19 protein-coding genes and 1 tRNA gene are annotated in these 18,122 nt (G+C 68.4%); 14 read left to right on the top strand and 6 right to left on the bottom strand.

What is annotated here, in order from left to right; translation table 11 throughout:
- Window positions 1-55 precede the first annotated feature (55 nt).
- Genes AC3A3X_RS16760 through bioB form a run of 3 tightly spaced genes read right to left on the bottom strand, consistent with a single transcriptional unit; the run spans window position 56 to window position 2,771 of the window.
- Window positions 56-463, bottom strand: coding sequence for an ACT domain-containing protein (locus AC3A3X_RS16760; protein WP_487584138.1), 408 nt, complete (start codon window positions 461-463; stop codon window positions 56-58).
- Window positions 460-1,683, bottom strand: a complete 1,224-nt coding sequence (bioF, locus tag AC3A3X_RS16755; protein WP_487584137.1) for an 8-amino-7-oxononanoate synthase — start codon at window positions 1,681-1,683, stop codon at window positions 460-462. Before bioF ends, AC3A3X_RS16760 begins: the two co-directional genes overlap by 4 nt.
- A 2-nt stretch (window positions 1,684-1,685) precedes the next feature.
- Entirely contained in the window at window positions 1,686-2,771 is a 1,086-nt protein-coding gene (gene bioB, locus AC3A3X_RS16750) for a biotin synthase BioB (protein ID WP_487584136.1), read from the bottom strand.
- 52 nt (window positions 2,772-2,823) lie between these two features.
- Between bioB and AC3A3X_RS16745 the strand changes: the two genes are divergently transcribed.
- The 5 genes from AC3A3X_RS16745 (at window position 2,824) to AC3A3X_RS16725 (ending at window position 7,043) form a co-directional block, all read left to right on the top strand.
- Window positions 2,824-3,561 (top strand): ComF family protein, encoded by a 738-nt coding sequence (locus AC3A3X_RS16745; RefSeq protein ID WP_487584135.1) that lies wholly within the window; start codon window positions 2,824-2,826, stop codon window positions 3,559-3,561.
- Window positions 3,562-3,691: 130 nt separating this feature from the next.
- Window positions 3,692-5,098, top strand: coding sequence for an Hsp70 family protein (locus AC3A3X_RS16740; protein ID WP_487584134.1), 1,407 nt, complete (start codon window positions 3,692-3,694; stop codon window positions 5,096-5,098).
- A gap of 182 nt (window positions 5,099-5,280) precedes the next feature.
- Window positions 5,281-5,841, top strand: coding sequence for a mobile mystery protein A (locus AC3A3X_RS16735; protein ID WP_487584133.1), 561 nt, complete (start codon window positions 5,281-5,283; stop codon window positions 5,839-5,841).
- Between the two features lie 6 nt (window positions 5,842-5,847).
- Entirely contained in the window at window positions 5,848-6,438 is a 591-nt protein-coding gene (locus AC3A3X_RS16730; RefSeq protein ID WP_487584132.1) for a mobile mystery protein B, read from the top strand.
- Between the two features lie 53 nt (window positions 6,439-6,491).
- The gene (locus AC3A3X_RS16725; protein ID WP_487584131.1) at window positions 6,492-7,043 is read left to right on the top strand and encodes an HdeD family acid-resistance protein; all 552 of its coding nucleotides are present in this window, start codon (window positions 6,492-6,494) and stop codon (window positions 7,041-7,043) included.
- Window positions 7,044-7,111: 68 nt separating this feature from the next.
- Here AC3A3X_RS16725 and AC3A3X_RS16720 read toward each other — a convergent pair whose 3' ends face one another.
- Window positions 7,112-7,621 carry a Rid family hydrolase gene (locus AC3A3X_RS16720; RefSeq protein WP_487584130.1) on the bottom strand — a complete coding sequence of 170 codons (510 nt, stop codon included), beginning with the start codon at window positions 7,619-7,621 and terminating at the stop codon, window positions 7,112-7,114.
- A 151-nt stretch (window positions 7,622-7,772) separates the two neighbouring features.
- On the opposite strand from AC3A3X_RS16720, the gene AC3A3X_RS16715 reads away from it, so the two are divergent.
- Window positions 7,773-8,327 (top strand): HdeD family acid-resistance protein, encoded by a 555-nt coding sequence (locus AC3A3X_RS16715; RefSeq protein WP_487584129.1) that lies wholly within the window; start codon window positions 7,773-7,775, stop codon window positions 8,325-8,327.
- An 88-nt stretch (window positions 8,328-8,415) separates the two neighbouring features.
- Here AC3A3X_RS16715 and ubiA read toward each other — a convergent pair whose 3' ends face one another.
- Window positions 8,416-9,312 carry a 4-hydroxybenzoate octaprenyltransferase gene (gene ubiA / locus AC3A3X_RS16710; protein ID WP_487584128.1) on the bottom strand — a complete coding sequence of 299 codons (897 nt, stop codon included), beginning with the start codon at window positions 9,310-9,312 and terminating at the stop codon, window positions 8,416-8,418.
- Between the two features lie 190 nt (window positions 9,313-9,502).
- On the opposite strand from ubiA, the gene AC3A3X_RS16705 reads away from it, so the two are divergent.
- The 7 genes from AC3A3X_RS16705 (at window position 9,503) to zapE (ending at window position 15,944) form a co-directional block, all read left to right on the top strand.
- Window positions 9,503-9,579 (top strand) — tRNA-Arg (locus AC3A3X_RS16705).
- A 151-nt stretch (window positions 9,580-9,730) separates the two neighbouring features.
- On the top strand, window positions 9,731-9,991 hold the full coding sequence (locus AC3A3X_RS16700) for a helix-turn-helix domain-containing protein (RefSeq protein WP_487584127.1): 261 nt from the start codon (window positions 9,731-9,733) through the stop codon (window positions 9,989-9,991).
- A gap of 42 nt (window positions 9,992-10,033) precedes the next feature.
- Window positions 10,034-11,323: a type II toxin-antitoxin system HipA family toxin gene (locus AC3A3X_RS16695; protein ID WP_487584126.1), complete on the top strand. Its 1,290-nt coding sequence runs from the start codon at window positions 10,034-10,036 to the stop codon at window positions 11,321-11,323.
- 162 nt (window positions 11,324-11,485) lie between these two features.
- Window positions 11,486-12,001 (top strand): c-type cytochrome, encoded by a 516-nt coding sequence (locus AC3A3X_RS16690; protein ID WP_487584125.1) that lies wholly within the window; start codon window positions 11,486-11,488, stop codon window positions 11,999-12,001.
- 150 nt (window positions 12,002-12,151) lie between these two features.
- Window positions 12,152-13,891, top strand: a complete 1,740-nt coding sequence (locus tag AC3A3X_RS16685) for an ExeM/NucH family extracellular endonuclease (RefSeq protein ID WP_487584124.1) — start codon at window positions 12,152-12,154, stop codon at window positions 13,889-13,891.
- A gap of 152 nt (window positions 13,892-14,043) precedes the next feature.
- Window positions 14,044-14,736: an alpha/beta hydrolase gene (locus AC3A3X_RS16680; protein WP_487584123.1), complete on the top strand. Its 693-nt coding sequence runs from the start codon at window positions 14,044-14,046 to the stop codon at window positions 14,734-14,736.
- A complete protein-coding gene (gene zapE, locus AC3A3X_RS16675) occupies window positions 14,733-15,944 on the top strand; it encodes a cell division protein ZapE (protein ID WP_487584122.1) in 1,212 nt (403 codons plus the stop codon). The genes AC3A3X_RS16680 and zapE overlap by 4 nt, the downstream gene beginning before the upstream one ends.
- Before the next feature lie 24 nt (window positions 15,945-15,968).
- On the opposite strand, the gene AC3A3X_RS16670 is transcribed toward zapE, so the two are convergent.
- Window positions 15,969-17,318, bottom strand: coding sequence for an APC family permease (locus tag AC3A3X_RS16670; RefSeq protein ID WP_487584121.1), 1,350 nt, complete (start codon window positions 17,316-17,318; stop codon window positions 15,969-15,971).
- 125 nt (window positions 17,319-17,443) lie between these two features.
- Between AC3A3X_RS16670 and AC3A3X_RS16665 the strand changes: the two genes are divergently transcribed.
- On the top strand, window positions 17,444-18,037 hold the full coding sequence (locus AC3A3X_RS16665; RefSeq protein ID WP_487584120.1) for an HAD family hydrolase: 594 nt from the start codon (window positions 17,444-17,446) through the stop codon (window positions 18,035-18,037).
- Window positions 18,038-18,122 lie beyond the last annotated feature (85 nt).

Below are 18,122 nucleotides of genomic sequence, written 5' to 3'. Positions count from 1 at the left end.
GCGGCGTGGGGGATGTTCCGGTGACCGGAGTTCTAGCCGGACGGATTATCCGGGTTCACGGCGCCGCTGCCTGCACGGAAAGCGCCGAAAGCACCGCAAGCGCGTCCTCGCGCATCTCCGTGGGGACCAGCAGATGATCGTGGTGGAAGCCCGCAAGGACGTTGCAGGCGATGCCGTGCCGCGCCAGCGCGGTGGCGACCGCGGCGGTCAGGCCGACCGCATCGAGCGCCGAATGCACGCCCAGGCTGAGCCAGGCCGCGCGGAAACCATAATCGAGCCGCAGCGCATCGGCCTTGGCGCAGGCCAGCACATAGGTGATGCCTTCGTCTTCGCGGACGCTGGCGTCAGCCAGCGCGGCCAGCCCCGGATCGGGCTCGGGGCGGCTGACGAAGACGAACTCACCCTCGCGTGCGGCCACCTGCAAGCCGGCGAGCAGGCGCGCGAGATCGCGCTGCCCGCTCATCGAACCAGGGCGAGGCCGCGCTCGGGCAGGCCGGTCCGGCCGTGGTTGGCGCGGTCTCGGGCGTAAGCGATGGCGTCGACCAGGCCGTCGACATCGCCGGCGCCGTGCAGGGCCGACAGGGTCACGCGCAGGCGCGCGCGGCCTTCGGGCACGGTTGGCGGGCGGATGGCGGCGACCCAGTAGCCGGCCTGCTCGAGCGACTGCGCCATCGCCAGCGCGCGGTCGTCGTCGCCGCACATCACCGGCTGGATCGGCGTCTGCGAATCGAGCAGGTCCAGGCCAAGGCGCTGCGAGCGCTCGCGGAAGCGACTGGTCAGCTCTTCGAGCTTGTTGCGGCGCCAGTGTTCGTTGCGGGCCAGCTTGACCGCCGCCAGCGTCGCCGCGGCCTGGGCCGGTGGCAGCGCGGTGGTGTAGATGTAGCTGCGCGCGGTTTCGGTGAGATGGCCGATCAGGTCGGCGTCGCCGACCACGGCCGCGCCGTAGCCGCCGAGGGCCTTGCCCAGCGTGGCCAACTGCAACGGCACGTCGGCGCTGCCGAGCTTGGCCGCGGCGACGGTGCCGCGCCCGTCCGGGCCGGCCACGCCGATGCCGTGGGCATCGTCGACATAGAGCAGTGCCTTCTGCACGCGGGCGACCAGGGCCAGCTCGCGCAGCGGGGCGACGTCGCCGTCCATGCTGAAGACGCCGTCGGTGGCGATCATCGCCATGCCTTCGGGCATGCCGCGCAGCTGGCGGATGGCACCCTCGGCGTCGGCATGCGGGTAACGGCGCAGGCGGCAGCCGGCCAGGCGCGCGGCGTCGATCAGGCTGGCGTGGTTGAGGCGGTCCTGGACGCAGACGTCCTCGTCGCCGAGCAGGGCCTGGATCACCGCCAGGTTGGCCAGGTAGCCGCTGCCGAACAGCAGCGCCCGCGGCGCGCCGAGCCAGTCGGCCAGTTCGCGTTCGAGCGCGTCGTGGATCGCATGGTGGCCGCAGACCAGGTGCGAGGCGACGCCGCCGGCGCCTTCCCGCGATGCCGCGTCCTGCAATGCGCCGACCACGGCGAAGTGCTGCGACAGGCCGAGGTAGTCGTTGCCGCAGAAGTTCAGAAGGGACCGACCGTCGACCACGCAGCGCGCGCCATCGCGCTGGGTGACCGTGCGGCGCACGCGGACGCGCGCGCTGGCGACGCGCTGTTCGCGCGCTGCGTCGATGCGCTCACGCCACGTCGCCCGGGCCACGGTCAGGCCGCGCAGGTCGGGCGAAGAGACGACGGATCGACGTCGAGTGGTTCGACGATATCGGCGTGCACGGTGGTCCCCTGTTGAGTGACCTGCATCGGTCGCAGGCCCAGTCGGGCAAACAATGCCATATCCCGCTCCGTGTCGGGATTACCGGTCGTCAGCAATTTCTCACCGTAGAAGATGGAATTTGCCCCGGCCAGGAAGCAAAGGGCCTGCAATTCGTCGCTCATGGCCTCGCGGCCGGCCGACAGGCGGACCATCGAGCGCGGCATCAGGATCCGGGCCACCGCCACCGTGCGGACGAATTCGAACGGGTCCAGCTGCTCGGCCCCGGCCAGCGGGGTGCCCTCGACCTGGACCAGGCGGTTGATGGGCACCGAGTCCGGGTGGGCCGGCAGGTTGGCCAGGGTCTGCAGCAGGCCGGCGCGCTGCTCGCGCGACTCGCCCATGCCGACGATGCCGCCGCAGCAGGTCTTCATGCCGACGTCGCGGACGTGGGACAGGGTGTCGAGCCGATCCTGCATCTCGCGGGTGTGGATGATCTGGTTGTAGAACTCCGGCGCGGTGTCGAGGTTGTGGTTGTAGTAGTCCAGGCCGGCCTCGCGCAGCGCCTGCGCCTGGGTGCCCGAGAGCATGCCCAAGGTGGCGCAGGTCTCCAGGCCCATGGCCTTCACCTCGGAGATCATGGCCGCGACCTTCGGGATGTCGCGGTCCTTGGGCGAGCGCCAGGCCGCGCCCATGCAGAAGCGGCTGGCGCCGGCGGCCTTGGCCTGGCGGGCCTTCTCGATCACCGCCTCGGTGCTCATCAGCTTGGTCGCCTCGACACCGGTGTGGTATCGGGCGGCCTGCGGGCAGTAGCCGCAGTCCTCGGGGCAGCCGCCGGTCTTGATCGACAGCAGGGTGCTGACCTGGATTTCGGCTGGGTCGAAGGTCTCGCGATGGACCTGGCCGGCGCGGTGCAGCAGCTCCGGGAATGGCAGATCGAACAGGGCGCGGACCTCGGCCCGCGACCAGTCATGTCGCACTGCGCTGAGGTCGGGATGGGAGGCGGCGGAAGCGGAGGGCGGGACGCTGACGGCTGACATGGGGCTTTTCCGACGGTTGCAGCGGGACAGGGCCGGCAGTCTGGAAAGGGTGATGGACGCTGTCAACCAAACAGGGGGCGACGCAGTTGACGGGGCTCCGCGAGGCTGGCTGCGGCGCCTCGGCGAGGCCCTGTGGCCTTCGCGCTGTCTGCTTTGCGGTGAGTCGGGTGACGACGGACTGGACCTGTGCAGGGCCTGCCATGCCGCCCTGCCCTACAACCGCCAAGCCTGCAGCCGCTGCGCCCTGCCACTGGCGATCGCCACGACGCACTGCGGCGCATGCCTGCGGCGGCCGCCGCCACAAACCGGGACGCGCGCGGTCTTCATCTACGCCGCGCCGATCGACCGGCTGTTGCCGCGGGTGAAATTCCATGGCGACCTGGCCAGTGCCCGCCTGCTGGCCGCGCTGATGGCCCGCGCCCTCGCTGATGCCGAGCGGCCGCAGGCGCTGGTACCCGTGCCGTTGCACCGCTCGCGTCTGCGCGGTCGCGGCTACGACCAGGCGCTGGAGCTGGCGCGGCCGCTGGCGAATTCGCTGCAGCTGCCGCTGCGCGACGACCTGCTGCTGCGACGACGCGCCACCGCGGCGCAGTCGACACTGGATGTCGACGGTCGCCGCCGCAATGTGCGCAACGCCTTTGCGACCCGTGCCGATGCCGTGTTGCCGGCGCATGTCGCCGTTATCGACGACGTCATGACCACCGGCGCCACGGCGCGCGCCGCAGCGTTGGCCCTGAAGCGCGCGGGCGTGGCGCGGATCGATGTGTGGGTGTGCGCGCGGGTGGTCTGACAGGCAGGGTTCGTCAGCGCGGTGCGTTCAAGTCAAACTGGCGGGTCACGAACGGCAGTGCATTACCAGTAGAGCAAGCGCGATGCGGATTGGAATCGACTTCGGAACAAGCTATTCGGCAGCAGGCGCGGTGGTCGACGGGCAGCTTCATCTGATCCGTTTCGGCGATGACCGGCAGTTCCGGACGACGGTGTTCTTCCCGCTGCGCATGCCCGATGTCACCCAGTTCGAGCTGACCCCGGAGCTGGACGATCAGGTGAGAGCGCTCGTCGCCGGTGCGAAGCGCGACCAGAGCCAGGAACAGGCACGCGTGCAGCGCCTGCGCGAGGAAGCCATGAAGCGGCCGGCGCATCTTCGCGCCGAAGCGCTCGCGCTGGTGCCGACGGCGCGCAGGCAATCGGATCACGAGATGCACCGCGCCGCGGTCGTTGCCGTGCGCCGGCAATGGGCGGCCGATGAGATCCGCAAGGCGATGGAGGCCGGCGCCGACGTGCAGAACGCGCTTTACGGCGACGAGGCCGTCAAGGCGTACATGGTCAGCGGCACCGGCCATCTCGTCGTCTCGCCCAAGTCCATGCTCGGCTACAAGCTCGAAGGCAATGCGCGCGAGGCACTGCTGCGGATCGCCACGCAGCTGCTGCGCCATATCCGCACCACGGCATCGGCCCAGCTCGGCACCGACGTGCGCGCTGCCGTCATGGGCCGGCCTGTGCGCTTTCGCAGCAGCATGAAGGAGGCGGGCGGCGTGCAGGCACTGGAAATCCTCACCGATGCCGCGTATGCCGCCGGGTTCGACTCCGTCGAATTCCTCGAAGAGCCGGCGGCGGCGGCGTACGGGTATCACCGTGCCGTGGCCACGCCGCGTCGGACGCTCATCCTCGACATCGGCGGCGGCACGACGGACATCGCCCTTGCCCACGTCGGCGGGGCGGGCGCGGCGCCTGTCATCGATGGATCGTGGGGCGATCCGGTCGGCGGCACCGACGTCGACATCGAGCTGAGCATGCGCGGCGTCATGGCGCTGTTCGGCAAGGGCGTAACGCCGACGGCAGTCCATCGCTACTACGAGGCCTCGACCGTCCATGACCTGGAGCGGCAGAGCAGGTTCCAGCACGCGTCGTTCAAGCATGTGCAGGCCCCTTACGGCGAGCGCCTGGAGCAACTCAAGCACCCCGGTCATACCGTCCGCCTGAACCGCGCCGTCGAGCAGGCCAAGATCCGCCTGAGCGACGAGGACCGGTTCGAGTTCGAACTCGACTACATCGAGCAAGGGCTGCAGGTGCACCTCGACAAGGAGCGGCTGCAGGATGCGGCCAGCCCGTTCCTGCGCCATCTTGGCGATCTGATGCGCCGCGCCAGGGCGGATCTGCCCTACGAGCCGGAAGTCGTCTACCTCACCGGTGGCATGTCGCGCTCGCCTTACGTGCCGCTGGCGGTGAGGGAGGTTTTCCCCGGCGCGGAGATCGTCAGCGGGGATGCGTCGCTTGGCGTGGTGACCGGGCTGGCCCATGCGGCTGCGGCCCGTCAGGGCCAATGAGGCCGGGCGAGGCTCATCGAGTCTCGGAGGGCACGGGGTCATCCCGCAGTGCCTGCTCCATGCTGGCGACCCGGCGCTTTTCGATGCCCATAGGCATCCTTAATCGACGTTGATAGATTCCTATAGGAATCGTTTATTGTTGACATTCGCTGCTTACAGGCATCCAATCCGGCGATGAAAGGATGCCTATAGGCATCCATTGTGCAAGCGGTGCGCCGGCCGCGCACACCGGGCAAAACGGGTCGGAGGTCGATATGGCAGTTACTCCTGCATCGCGCAAAAGCATGCTGTCGCTCGCTCGACGACAGCTGGATGAGACGGGCCGAGCCTTCCGTGAGGCAGGCCCCCGAATCCGCGCGGTTCCTCGTGGCGGCTGGATAGCGGCCATTCGGGAGGCATTGGGAATGTCCGTGCAGGACTTCGCCGATCGGCTCGGGGTCACGAGGGCCACGGCCGCGAAGCTCGAGGCCAACGAGCGCCGTCGGACGATTCAGCTGGATTCGCTGTACCGAGCAGCAGATGCATTGGGGTGCGACGTGGTCTATGCCCTGGTACCTCGCCAGCCGCTGCAGGAGATCGTGGCTGACCGGCGCCTGGCGATCCTCATATCCATGCAGAAGCGCACTCGGCAGAACATGCGACTTGAGGCTCAAGAAGTGGATGACGCCCAGCAACAAGAACACCTGCGTGCGCAAGCCGAGCTTCTCGTTCCTGACCGCAAACTCTGGCGTAGGGAGGAGTAAACACGCATGCAGGCCAATGACGAGGTCGAAGACGGGCAGACGCCACTTGATCGTGATGAGGCCAACGGCCTGATTCCGAATTGGGTGGCCACGCGCGGCGACCTCAACGTGGTCGAGAGCGACAACATCAATCTGGCCTATGCATGGGCTGACGCTGCGTTGCGTCGGCGGGAGGAAGTGGCGAGCGATCCATTCCTGCGCGGGCTGCATGCCGCCATGTTCGGGCTCGTCTGGACCTGGGCCGGAACCTATCGCACCACCGAGCACAACATCGGGGTGGCGCCCCATCAGATCAGCATGCAACTGCGCCAGTTGTTCGACGACACGCTGGCTTGGCGTGAGTTCAATACCTATCCCTTGGACGAGCAGGCATGTCGGCTGCACCACCGACTCACGGCGATTCACCCGTTCCCAAACGGCAACGGGCGCAGTGCGCGCCTGATGGCGGACTATTACCTGACACAGAATGGCGCCGCCGCATTTACCTGGGGCGTGCGGCGAATCCCATCCGATAGCGTGCGACGGACCTACCTGGAAGCGATCCGCGCAGCAGACTCCGGCAACTACGCACCGCTGGCGGAATTCGTTCGGACTTGACCTGGCCGCGTCCGCGCCGTATCCCTGCTGCGACTCACCGACAGGAGCGGGCGATGGGCAGGATGGCGCAGGATTCGGTGTCGCGCAGCGGCTGGGTGTTCGTGCTGTATGGCGTGATCGCGCTGGTGTTCGGCGTGGCGATGCTGAGCTGGCCGCAGCGGACCGTGCAGGTGATGGTGATGGCCTTCGGCCTGCTCGCCCTGATCGACGGCGCGGTCAGCCTGCTCAGCGTGTTCCGCAAGGACATCGCGCTGCCGAACTGGTTGCTGCTGTCCTACGCGATGGCGTCGATCGGCCTGGGCGTGCTCGCCCTGTATCGACCGATGTGGCTGGCCGAGGCAATGCTGTGGCTGCTGGCGCTGTGGCTGATCGTGGCCGGTGTCGCGCGGCTGGTGTTCGCTTCGTTGCTGCGCAAACTGGTCAGCGGCGAATGGCTGCTTGCACTCAGTGGCGCCCTCGCGATCGCGCTGGGCGTGCTGTTCCTGGCCAAGCCCGACATCGGCCTGGCTACGATCGCGCTGTGGGTGGCGCTTGGGGCGCTGCTCTATGGCGCGTTCCAACTGCTGATCGGCTGGCGCCTGCTGCGCCGCCAGTCGATCCACTGACCGGTGGGAGGGGCTTCAGCCCCGATGAGGCAGCTACTGCCCAATCGGGGCTGAAGCCCCTCCCACCGTCATTCCTTTTTTGGCTTGGCGATATCGGCCTTGGCACGGGCGCCCGAACCGATGATCGCCTCGGCACGGATCTCCATCGGTGCGCCCTTGGAGAACAGCGCCGTTGTGCCGACCGCCGTCCACGCCGGGTAGTGGTCCTTGAAGAATTCGCGGTGCACCTTCAGCACCGGCTCGACGACGCGGCGGAACTCCTCGTGGTCGCGCGCGACATGGAAGCTCTGCAGTTCGACCACGTCGGCCATGGTCGCGCCAACCGTCGCCAGGTGCGCCTGCATCTGCTGGAACGCCCAGCGGACCTTCGCCTCGTCGGTATCGCCCACCGCGGCGGGGATGCCGGAGATGATCACGCGATCGCCGATGCGCACGACCGGGCTGTAGTGGATGTCGTGATAGGAGTCTTCCCAGCCGGACGGGGCGAAGTGTTCGCGCGTCGGCGCTTGCTGTGCGTGGCTGGGCTGGACACTGGAAGCGGCACAGATCAGGAACATCGACAGGCACAGGCGACGCATGGGCAGGCTCCGGCACTGGGTGGCGTGATTGAACCACGTGTTGCAGCGCAGTTTCGGCGCCGGCGCCAGTCACGAACATGCATTCGGGCTTCACACCCCCCAGACCGGCCTGCGTTCACCCTGCCGGCCACGACGGACACGGAGATCGGCGATGAGCAGCACGGGACTGTTGGCAAGCCTGGGACGCAGCTGGTGGGTGCTGGTGGTGTACGGCGTGATCGCGGTGCTGTTCGGCATCAGCGCGTTCGTATGGCCCGGCAGCACGGCGGTGGCGATCGCCTGGGCGTTCGGCGTGATGGCCCTGGCCGAAGGCGTGATCAGCGTGATCGCGCTGTTCCGCAAGGACGTGGCCGTGTCGAAGGGCTGGCTGGCGCTGTACGCCATCGCCTCGATCGCCTTCGGCCTTGTCGCCGTGGCGCATCCGCTGGCGGTCGCTGGCGTGCTGCTGTTGTTCCTGGCGGTGTGGCTGGTCGTCGCGGGCATCTGGCGCATCGTGCTGGCGATCCGCGTACGCAAGGAGATCGAGGGTGAATGGCTGATCGCGCTCAGCGGCGTGCTGGCGATCGCGCTGGGCGTGATGTTCTTCGTCCACCCGGCGGCGGGGCTGGTGACCGTGGCGTTGTGGATCGGCGTGGTCGCGCTGGTCTACGGCGTGTTGCAGATCATTGCCGGCTTCCGCCTGCGCAAGTTGGCCCGGGCGTTCTGAGGCGGCCCTTGCTCCCCGTGTAGGAGCGAGCTTGCTCGCGATCAGGCGCTTCCATGCCGGTTGCGCCTGATCGCGAGCAAGCTCGCTCCTACCTCAAGGCGAAGTCGAGGGCGATGCCGGCGAACACGACCAGCCCGACCCAGTGGTTGTGCAGGAAGGCGCGGAAGCAGGCCTTGCGGTCACGGGCGCGGGCAATGACGAACTCGTACACGACCAGCGCCGCGGCCAACGCCACGCCGGCCCAGTAGTACGAGCCCATGCCGGCGCGCTGGCCGACCAGCACCAGTGCGCTGAAGAACAGCGCGTACAGCACGCCCTGCGCGACCAGGTCGAGCTCGCCGAACAGGATCGCCGTCGACTTGCTGCCCATGCGGATGTCGTCGTCGCGGTCGACCATCGCGTACCAGGTGTCGTAGGCGGTCGCCCAGACGATGTTGGCCGCATACAGCAGCCAGGCCAGCGCCGGCACCTCGCCGCGCACGGCGGCGAAGGCCATCGGGATGCCCCAGCCGAAGGCCAGGCCGAGGTAGACCTGCGGCAGGTAGGTGTAACGCTTGAGGTAGGGGTAACTGGCGGCGAGCAGCACGCCGATGAAGCTCATCCAGACGGTCAGGCGGTTGAGGGTGAGCACCAGTGCGAAAGCCGCCAGCATCAGCACAGCGAACACTGCCAGCGCCTCGCGCCCGCGCACCGCGCCGGTCGCCAGCGGGCGCTCCTTGGTGCGCTCGACGTGCGGGTCGAGCCAGCGGTCGGCGTAGTCGTTGATCACGCAGCCGGCAGAGCGGGTCAGCCAGACGCCGGCGCTGAACACGAACAGGGTCCACAGCGGCGGCATGCCCTCGGCGGCCAGCCACAGGCCCCACCAGGTCGGCCACAGCAGCAACAGCCAGCCGATCGGGCGGTCGCCGCGGACCAGCTGCCAGTACAGCGACAGGCGCGCCTTCCACGGGGCGACGGCGGGGGTTTCGAAGCGTTCGTAACTCATAGTCCAGCGACAGATTCTGACCGATGCGAGGTCGGTTGTTGGTTGATTGGCGCCCCGATGGCGCCAAATGCGGCTCCGGACCGGCCGCGGCAGCCCGTAGCCGGGCATTTGCAGCTAGAATGCCAGCCCCGCGCGGAGCGACTGTGATCGGATTCATCCGGTCAGGCCATTCGCGCAGGATCTTAGCCAGGCGCCCGTAGCTCAGCCGGATAGAGTAGTGGCTTCCGAAGCCATTGGTCGGGGGTTCGAATCCCTCCGGGCGCGCCAAACTCCTTTGTGACCAATCTGTGCCGGGTCCAAGACCCGGTTTGCGAGCTATGGGCGCGGCGTCCATGGCATCGGCTCCAGGAACCCCATAGGGTATATTGACGATTTATACCCCGCGGGGTATAAATCGAAAAAATACCCTGGAGGGGATATGGACCGGAACGCCGTGATTGCGTCACCCGCGCAGTTGGCCGCCGTCCTGCGGGGCCGACGCGACGCATGCGATCTGACCCAGAAGCAGGCGGGCGCCAAGGTGGGATTGCTCCCCAAGACCATCTCCGTGCTGGAATCCGATCCAGGGCGCAGCAGCGTGGCGAGCCTGTTCAAGCTGCTGTCGGCGCTGGACGTCGAACTGGTGCTGCAACCAAAGTCGGGACTGGCGGCGACAACGTCCGGCAAGACGGAGTGGTGAACCGTGCCTCGTCCGCGTAAGCGCAAAGCGCTCGGTGTCTGGATGAACGGGCTGCAGGTTGGCACGTGGGCGCAGCTGTCGAACGGGGAGCATCAGTTTGCGTATGCGACGCAGTGGCTCGACCAACCCGAGTCCCGCCCACTCTCGCTTTCCATGCCGCTGCGAGCCCGATCGCCTTATCGTGGATCCGTCGTTGAAGGATGGTTCGACAACCTCCTGCCCGACAGCCGCGAGATCCGTCAGCGGATGCAGAGCCGGTTCCACACCGCTTCCGCCCGGGCCTTCGACCTGCTGGCCGAGGTTGGGCGGGATTGCGTCGGCGCGGTCCAGTTGTTGCCCGAAGGGCTGGCGCCGGAAGGCGTTCGTCGGATCGACGGTGAGAAGCTGACCGAATCCCAGGTCGCCAACCTGCTGCGGGCGACGCCTGTGGCCGGTGGGGCCGGAAGCGATGCCTCGGACTTGCGCATTTCCCTGGCCGGCGCCCAGGAGAAGACCGCCCTGCTTTGGCATGAAGGCGGATGGCAACGTCCGCTAAACACCACGCCCACGACCCATATCTTCAAGTTGCCCCTGGGGCGCATCGGAAACTTCCAGGGCGACCTGACCACGTCGGTCGAGAACGAATGGTTATGCAGTCGCATCGTGGCAGCGTTCGGCCTGCCTGTTGCGCGCACGGAAATCGGGAACTTCGAGGAGCAGAAGGCGCTGATCGTCGAACGCTTCGACCGGCGCCTGGCGACGGATGGTTCGCATTGGCTGAGGCTGCCGCAGGAAGACCTCTGTCAGGCACTCGATGTGCCGCCCTCCCTGAAATACGAGGCCGATGGAGGGCCCGGCGTCCGGGACATCATGGCACTGCTGCTGGGTTCACGGCTGGCCGGACACGATCGCCTGATGTTCCTCAAGACGCAGGTGGTCTTCTGGCTGCTGTGTGCCACCGATGGGCACGCCAAGAACTTCAGCGTCGCAATCGAACCCGAAGGACGATTTCGCCTTACCCCCCTCTACGACGTGATTTCGGCGTGGCCGCTCATCGGCCGCGGAGCAAATCAGCTCGCGCCGGAGAAAGCCAGGATGGCCATGGCCGCCATCTCCCGGAACCGACACTATCGCTGGGCCGCCATCCAGCCTCGGCACTGGCTGTCCACGGCGCAGACCTGCGGTGTCGACGCAACGGTCATGCAGGGCCTCCTGCGTGAGCTCGTGGAGCAGACGCCGCGGGTCGTTGCGCAGATCGAGTCAATGCTGCTTCCGGGCTTCCCGGAGCATGTCGCCGGCGCCGTTCTTCGCGGCCTGGAACGCAGCGCGGGGCAGCTGGGAGCTGGCCCATAGGGATGGATGATCGGTCCCAGTCGCGCTGCCAGCGGGCAACGACCTTTGTCCTGCAAGGAGGCGGGCCTTATACTGGCGCGGTTTTGGATGTGGCCGGGTCCCCGATCACTCCTTCGTCGAAGGCTTCGCGTGCCCGACCCGGCATGCGCTACAGGTGGGTTTGTGCGCAATTACGACCTTGAGTTCCTTAAGAAATTCTCGATGGTGATCGGCTTCCTGGTGCTGGTCACCGTGGGCCTGATGGTCGCCGCGATGTACGTGCACGACCAGCTGCCGGCGGAAATCAACCCGGACGTGGCCAAGCGCACCGCCGAGCGCATCGCGCCGGTCGGCGCGGTCTACGCCGGTTCCACCGGTGCCGCGGCCCAGGCCGCTGCTTCGGCCGCTGCCGCTGCCAAGGCCGCTTCGCAGGTCGCTTACGGCGGCACCACCGACGGCTCGGTGATCTTCAACAACCTGTGCACCGGCTGCCACACCTCCGGCGCCGGCGGCGCGCCGACGCTGGACAAGGCCCACTGGGCCGAGCGCCTGCCCAAGGGCAAGGACGCCCTGCACAAGCACGCCATCGAAGGCTTCACCGGCACCGCCGGCGTGATGCCGGCCAAGGGCGGCAACCCGGCCCTGACCGACGAGCAGGTCATCGCCACGGTCGACTGGATGCTGGGCAACCTGAAGTAAGTCGGCCCCGACCTGCTTCGAACGACGCCGCCTTCGGGCGGCGTTGTCGTTTCCGGGGCAGGCTCTGGACCGAATGAACTGGCGGGCAGGCGACAAGCCGTTGTCGCCTGCGCTCGTGATAATGCGCGACCGCCCTCAGCCAGACGCGCCATGACCCGTACCCGCCCGACCGCTTTCGTCCTGCTGCTGGCGCCGTGCCTGCTGGCCGGCTGCAGCACTCTGCCCGGTGCCGGCACGGGCGCCATCGCCATCGGTCGCGTGCAAGGAACCGGCGAGCAGAGTCCGCTGCTGGGACAGACGGTGACGGTCGAGGGGGTCGTCAGCCAGCGCGACGGTACCGCCGGTGGCTGGTTCGTGCAGGATGCCGGCGACGGCGACGAGGCGACCTCGGACGCGATCCTGGTGGCCGACGCGCAGACCAACGGCGCCATCCAGCCCAGCGATCGTGTCCGCGTGCGCGGCGTGGTCGTCGAGCAGGCCATTGGACGTGCCAGCCGCACCGCCCTGGAGCAGGCGCAGGTGCAGCGGCTCGGACGCGGCGAGCTGACGCCGGTCGCGGTCGCCGGCGCAGTTCCGGACTGGGAACGCCTCGAAGGCATGACGCTGCGCTTCGATGCACCGCTCCTGCTGGCCGACGGTGGCGACCTGGGCAAACACGGCCGCGTCCTTGCCAGCGTCGGCGAGCGGCTGTGGCAGCCCGCCGAACGCGCCGAGCCTGGCAGCGATGCACTGCGCGCCGTCGTTGCCGACAATGCGCGACGCCAGCTTTGGCTCGAGGCGAACGACGGCACGGCGGCATGGCCCGCCGGACTGGCGCAGGCGCGCGGCGGCAGTCGCCTCGACGGCGTGACCGGCGTGCTCGACCAGGCGCAGTCGGGCTACCGGTTGCAGCTCGGCTCGGCGCCGACTCTGCAGGCGACGGCGCGCCCGCAACCGCCGCAGGTGCCGGGCGACCTGCGCGTGGCCGCGCTGAACCTGGAGAACCTGTTCAACGGCGATGGCCACGGCGGCGGTTTTCCGACTCCGCGCGGCGCACGCACACCGGCCGAACTTACCGCGCAGTTGGCCAAGCACGTCGCCACGATCAACGGCCTGGATGCCGACATCGTCGCGCTGATGGAACTGGAGAACGACGGCTACGGCCGCGACTCCAGCATCGCCTCGCTGGTCGATGCGCTCAATGCCGATGGCGGCACCTGGCGCTACGTCGATGCCGGCCGGGGCCCCGGCGACAACGCGATCCGGGTCGGGTTGATCTATCGCAGCGACCGCGTGCGCACCCAGGGCAAACCGGCGACGCTGCAGGCAGGCCCGTTCGGTCCGCATAGCCGTGTGCCGCTGGCGCAGGCGTTCGTGCCGATGAAATCCGGTCGCGTCGACGGCGCCGCGTTCGTCATCGTCGCCAACCATTTCAAGTCCAAGGGCTGCAGCGGCGCCGAAGCCGATGACCGCGACCAGGGCGACGGTGCCGCGTGCTGGAACGCGACGCGCAGCGAATCGGCACGCCTGCTCGACGACTGGCTCAAGCGCGATCCGACCGACCACGGTGGCGCACGGACGCTGCTGGTCGGCGACTTCAACGCCTACGCACGCGAAGCGCCGCTGCGCTTGCTGGAAGATGCCGGCTGGCGCGACGCGTTCGCCGTTGCCGGCGTCGCCTCGCCTTACAGCTACGTCTATGACGGCGAGTTGGGCCGGCTCGACCACGCCCTGCTCAGCCCGATCCTGGCGCAGCGCCTGCGTGGAGCGGCAGAGTGGCACAGCAATGCCGACGAGCCCGACGGCGCCGGCTATCGTGCCGGTCATGGTGCGGGTGCCGCTGGCCCCGGGCCGTGGCGCAGTTCCGATCACGATCCGCTGCTGCTCGGCTTCGACCTGCGCCAACGCTGACCCCCTCGCACTCGTGGGAGCGAGCTTGCTCGCGATCGGGCGGGTCCGATGCGGGAACGATCGACGGCCCGGATGCGCCCGATCGCGAGCAAGCTCGCTCCTACACCACGGGGATTACGGAGACTGAACCCGGCGCCCCGTATCATTGCCGCATGAACAGTCCCGCGTTCCCCACCGCCGCCGCCACGACGCTGCTGCTGGACGGTCCGGTCGGCGTGCTCGAAGCCACCATTGAAGCGGCCGAGGCGCCTGCGCGCCCGGTCGTCGCCATCGTCTGCCATCCGCTGCCGACCGACGGCGGCACCATGCACAACAAGGTCGTCACGATGACGGCGCGCGCGCTGCGCGAGTCGGGCGTGGCGACGGTGCGCTTCAACTTCCGCGGCGTCGGCGCCTCCACCGGCCACTTCGACCACGGCAACGGCGAAGCCGACGATCTGCGCGCGGTCGCCGCGTGGGTGCGTTCGCAGCGTCCGGACGCGCAGCTGTGGCTGGCCGGTTTCAGCTTCGGCTCCTACATCACCCTCAAGTGCGCGGCCGAACTCAAGCCGGGCATGCTGATCTCGATCGCACCGCCGGCCGCCGGCCGCAGCTGGGACTTCAGCACGCTGGTGCCGCCGGAGTGCCCGTGGCTGGTGATCCAGGGCGAATCTGACGAGATCGTCGACCCGCAGGCGGTCTACGCCTGGATCGACAGCCTCAAGCAGCTGCGGCAGCCGCCGGAGCTGGTGAAAATGCCCGACACCAGCCACTTCTTCCATCGCCGCCTGATCGATCTGCGCGGCGTGATCAAGCACGGCGTCAAGCCCTACCTGCCACTGGAACAGGCGCCGCAGGACGCATGAGCACCGAGCCATTGGCCGCGCCTGCGTCGCCGTCCAAGCAGTACGCCGCCGGAGTCGCCCGCGGCGACTGGAACGACGATCCCGCCCAGCATGCGGCGTTGCGCGAACTCGACCGCGTCCATGCCACGCTGCTGGCGCCGCGCAAGCGCGGGCTGCTCGACAGGCTGCTCGGGCGCAAGCAGGAGGCGCCGAAAGGGTTGTACCTGTGGGGCGGCGTGGGGCGTGGAAAGACCTTCCTGATCGACATGTTCTATGAGTCGTTGGACATGGATGCGGCCACAGGCCGCGCCGATGCCCCTCTCCCGCATGGCGGGAGAGGGGAGGGCCGTTCGCAAAGCGAACGGTGGGGTGAGGGCAAGGGCGCCGATGCGACCATCGGCAAGCGCCGCACCCATTTCCACCGCTTCATGCGTGAAGTCCATGCGCAGCTGCGCGCGCATGCCGGCGAAAGCGATCCGCTGTCGGCGATCGCGCGCCAGTGGGGGCAGGAGCTGCGCGTGCTGGTGCTCGACGAATTCTTCGTCAACGACATCGGCGACGCGATGCTGCTCGGCCGCCTGCTCGAGCGCCTGTTCGCCGAGGGCGTGGCACTGGTCACCACGTCCAACACCGAACCGCGCAACCTCTACAAGGACGGCCTGCAGCGCGCCAGCTTCGTGCCGGCGATCGCGCAGCTGGAACGGCATTGCCGCGTGCTCCATCTCGACAGCGCCCACGATTACCGGCTGCGCGCGCTGACCCGCTCGCCGGTGTACCGCGCGCCTCTCGACGCCGCGTCCGACACTTGGCTGGGTGAGCGCTGGCATGAGTTGACGGCAACCTGCCCGCGCGAAGAAGGTCCGCTGGTCATCGACGGCCGCGAGATCCCGGTGCGGGCACTGGCCGAAGGCCATGCCTGGTTCGATTTCGCCGCGCTGTGCGAGGGCCCGCGCGCGGCCAGCGACTACATCGAGATCGCCACCGAGTGCCACACGGTGCTGGTGGGCTCCATTCCGCTGTTCGACGGCAGCAACGACGACCCGGCGCGACGCTTCGTCCACCTGATCGACGAGCTCTACGACCGCCACGTCAACCTGGTCTGCACCGCGGCGGTGGTTCCGACCGCGCTGTATGCCGGCAACAAGCTCGCCCACGCATTCGAGCGCACCGCCTCGCGTCTGATAGAGATGCAGTCGGCCGAGTACCTGGCGCTGGAGCACCGGGGCTGAGGCTGCCGTCTTTGGGCGTGGGCCTCAGATCGCCGACTTGCGCGCACCGCGCCCGCGCATCGCCGCGAGCACGGCATAGACCATCACCAGCGCCGTCAGCGACAGCGCGATGGCCAGCCATTCGTTCTCGCTGAGCGTGGCCAGGATCGCGGCCATGGTCAGCACCGCCACGCCGGGCACCAGCGGGCCACCGACCAGCACCAGCGGCTCGCCCTGCCCGCGCAGATCGATCTGCTGGGCCCGCCAGGCCGACACGGCGACCGCGGCGAACACCAGGCAGATCGCGCCACCGGAGATCAGCGCCAGCGTCTCGAAGCTGCCGGCCACGGCCAGCACGATGGCCACGCCGGCATGGGCGAACAGGCCCAGCATCGGCACGCGATGGCGCAGGTCGACCAGGCCGAACGGCCGCGGCAGGAAGCCGTCGCGACCGAGCGCGAACAGCAGCCGCGACGACGAGAACAGGTTGCCCATCAGGAAGCCGAGCATCGACACGCAAGCGGTGACCAGCAGCAAGGTGCGGCCCGGGTTCCACAACGCGTGGGCGGCGTCGGCGATGGGCGCGTCGCTGGCCGGCAGGTCGGCGCCGAGCACGCCCTGGCACACAGCCTGGATGCCGATATAGAGCAGGACCACGATCACTATCGCGCTCATGGTCGCCCGTGGCACGTGCTTGGCGGGGTCGCGCACCTCGCCCGAGGGGACCAGCGCGGTTTCCATGCCGGCGTAGGCGAACACCACCAGCACCAGCGATGAGCCCAGCGCCGGCCAGGAAGGCACCGCCGTCCAGTCGAAGCTGACCTGCTGCCAGTCGACGAAGAACAGGCCCAGCGTCGCCAGCAGGAACAACGGCGTCAGCTTCAACGTCGCCAGCATCACGATCATGCGCGCGCCAAGCTTGACGCCGAACGCGTTGAGCGCGAACAGCGCGCTGTACACCGCGGCGATCAGCAGCGCGCGCGGCGAGGGCTGCGAGAACTGCGGGAAGGCTTGCGCGACCTGGCTGCTCAGCGCCGCGGCGACGCCGGCGCTGGAGGCGACGTTGCAGATCCACATCAGGGCGCCGGTGAGGAAGCCAGCGAACGGGCCAAAGCACGCGGTGACGTAGGTATAGGGCCCGCCGGTTGCCGAGGCGCGGCTGCCGACGGCGGCGAAGCACAGCGCGATCGGAATGATCGCCACGGCACCGGCGACGAAGGCCAACGGCGCGACCTTGCCCATGCGCGCGGCCAGCAACGCCGGCAGCATGAATATGCCGGCGCCGACGATGATGTTGATGATCGAAGCGCCCAGCTGGAAGGATCCGAGCGAGCGGACCAGCGCGGCCTCGCCCCGTTGCGACGTATCGGGGGCGGTGCTGGCGGTTTCCGTCATTGGGCTTGCATCGGTCCGGGCTTGCGGGGGAGGGTCGCACACAGGCACCGGGGATGTCTAAGCTTGCGCTGCCCCCACACCCGCTCCCTCCCCCCGCGGGAGGGAGACTCAAGGACGATTCCCCCGTGAACCTTGCCCTGTTCGATTTCGACGGCACCATCACCACGCGCGCGATGTTCGCCGACTTCATGGGCCACGCAGTTGCCCCCAGGCGACTGGCCATCGGCCGGATCGTGCTGGCGCCGATGCTGGTCGGCTACAAGCTGGGCATGGTCAGCGCCAACCGCGTGCGCTCGCGCGTGGTCGATTTCGGTTTCCGCGGCGCCGACCTGGCCCATGTCCAGGCGGCGGGCGAGCGCTTCGCGCGCGAGGTGCTGCCGGCGGTGCTGCGGCCGAAGGCGCTGGAACGCATTGCCTGGCACAAGGCGCAGGGCGACAAGGTCGTGGTCGTCTCCGGCGCGTTCGATCTGTATCTGTCGCACTGGTGCGCGCAGCACGGCCTGGAGCTCTTGTGCTCATCGCTGGAATCCAATGATGGCGTCATGACCGGCCGCTATGACGGCGAGCAGTGCGCTGGCGAGGAGAAGGCGCGACGCGTGCGCGAGCGTTACGACCTGGCCGGCTTTCCGGTCATCTATGCCTATGGGGATACGCACGAAGACCTGGATCTGCTCGAACTCGCCGACCGGAGGTATTACCGCTGGCGCGAAGTGGCGTGATTGTCCGGAGCAACGTCCATGGGTTCCCGCCTTCGCGGGAATGACGAGCATCAGAGCAACGACGCTGGGTCCCCGCCTTCGCGGG

It is taken from the genome of Lysobacter sp. Soil_N_23 (genome assembly GCF_057656135.1).
This window is presented reverse-complemented; position numbering and strand designations above follow the sequence as displayed.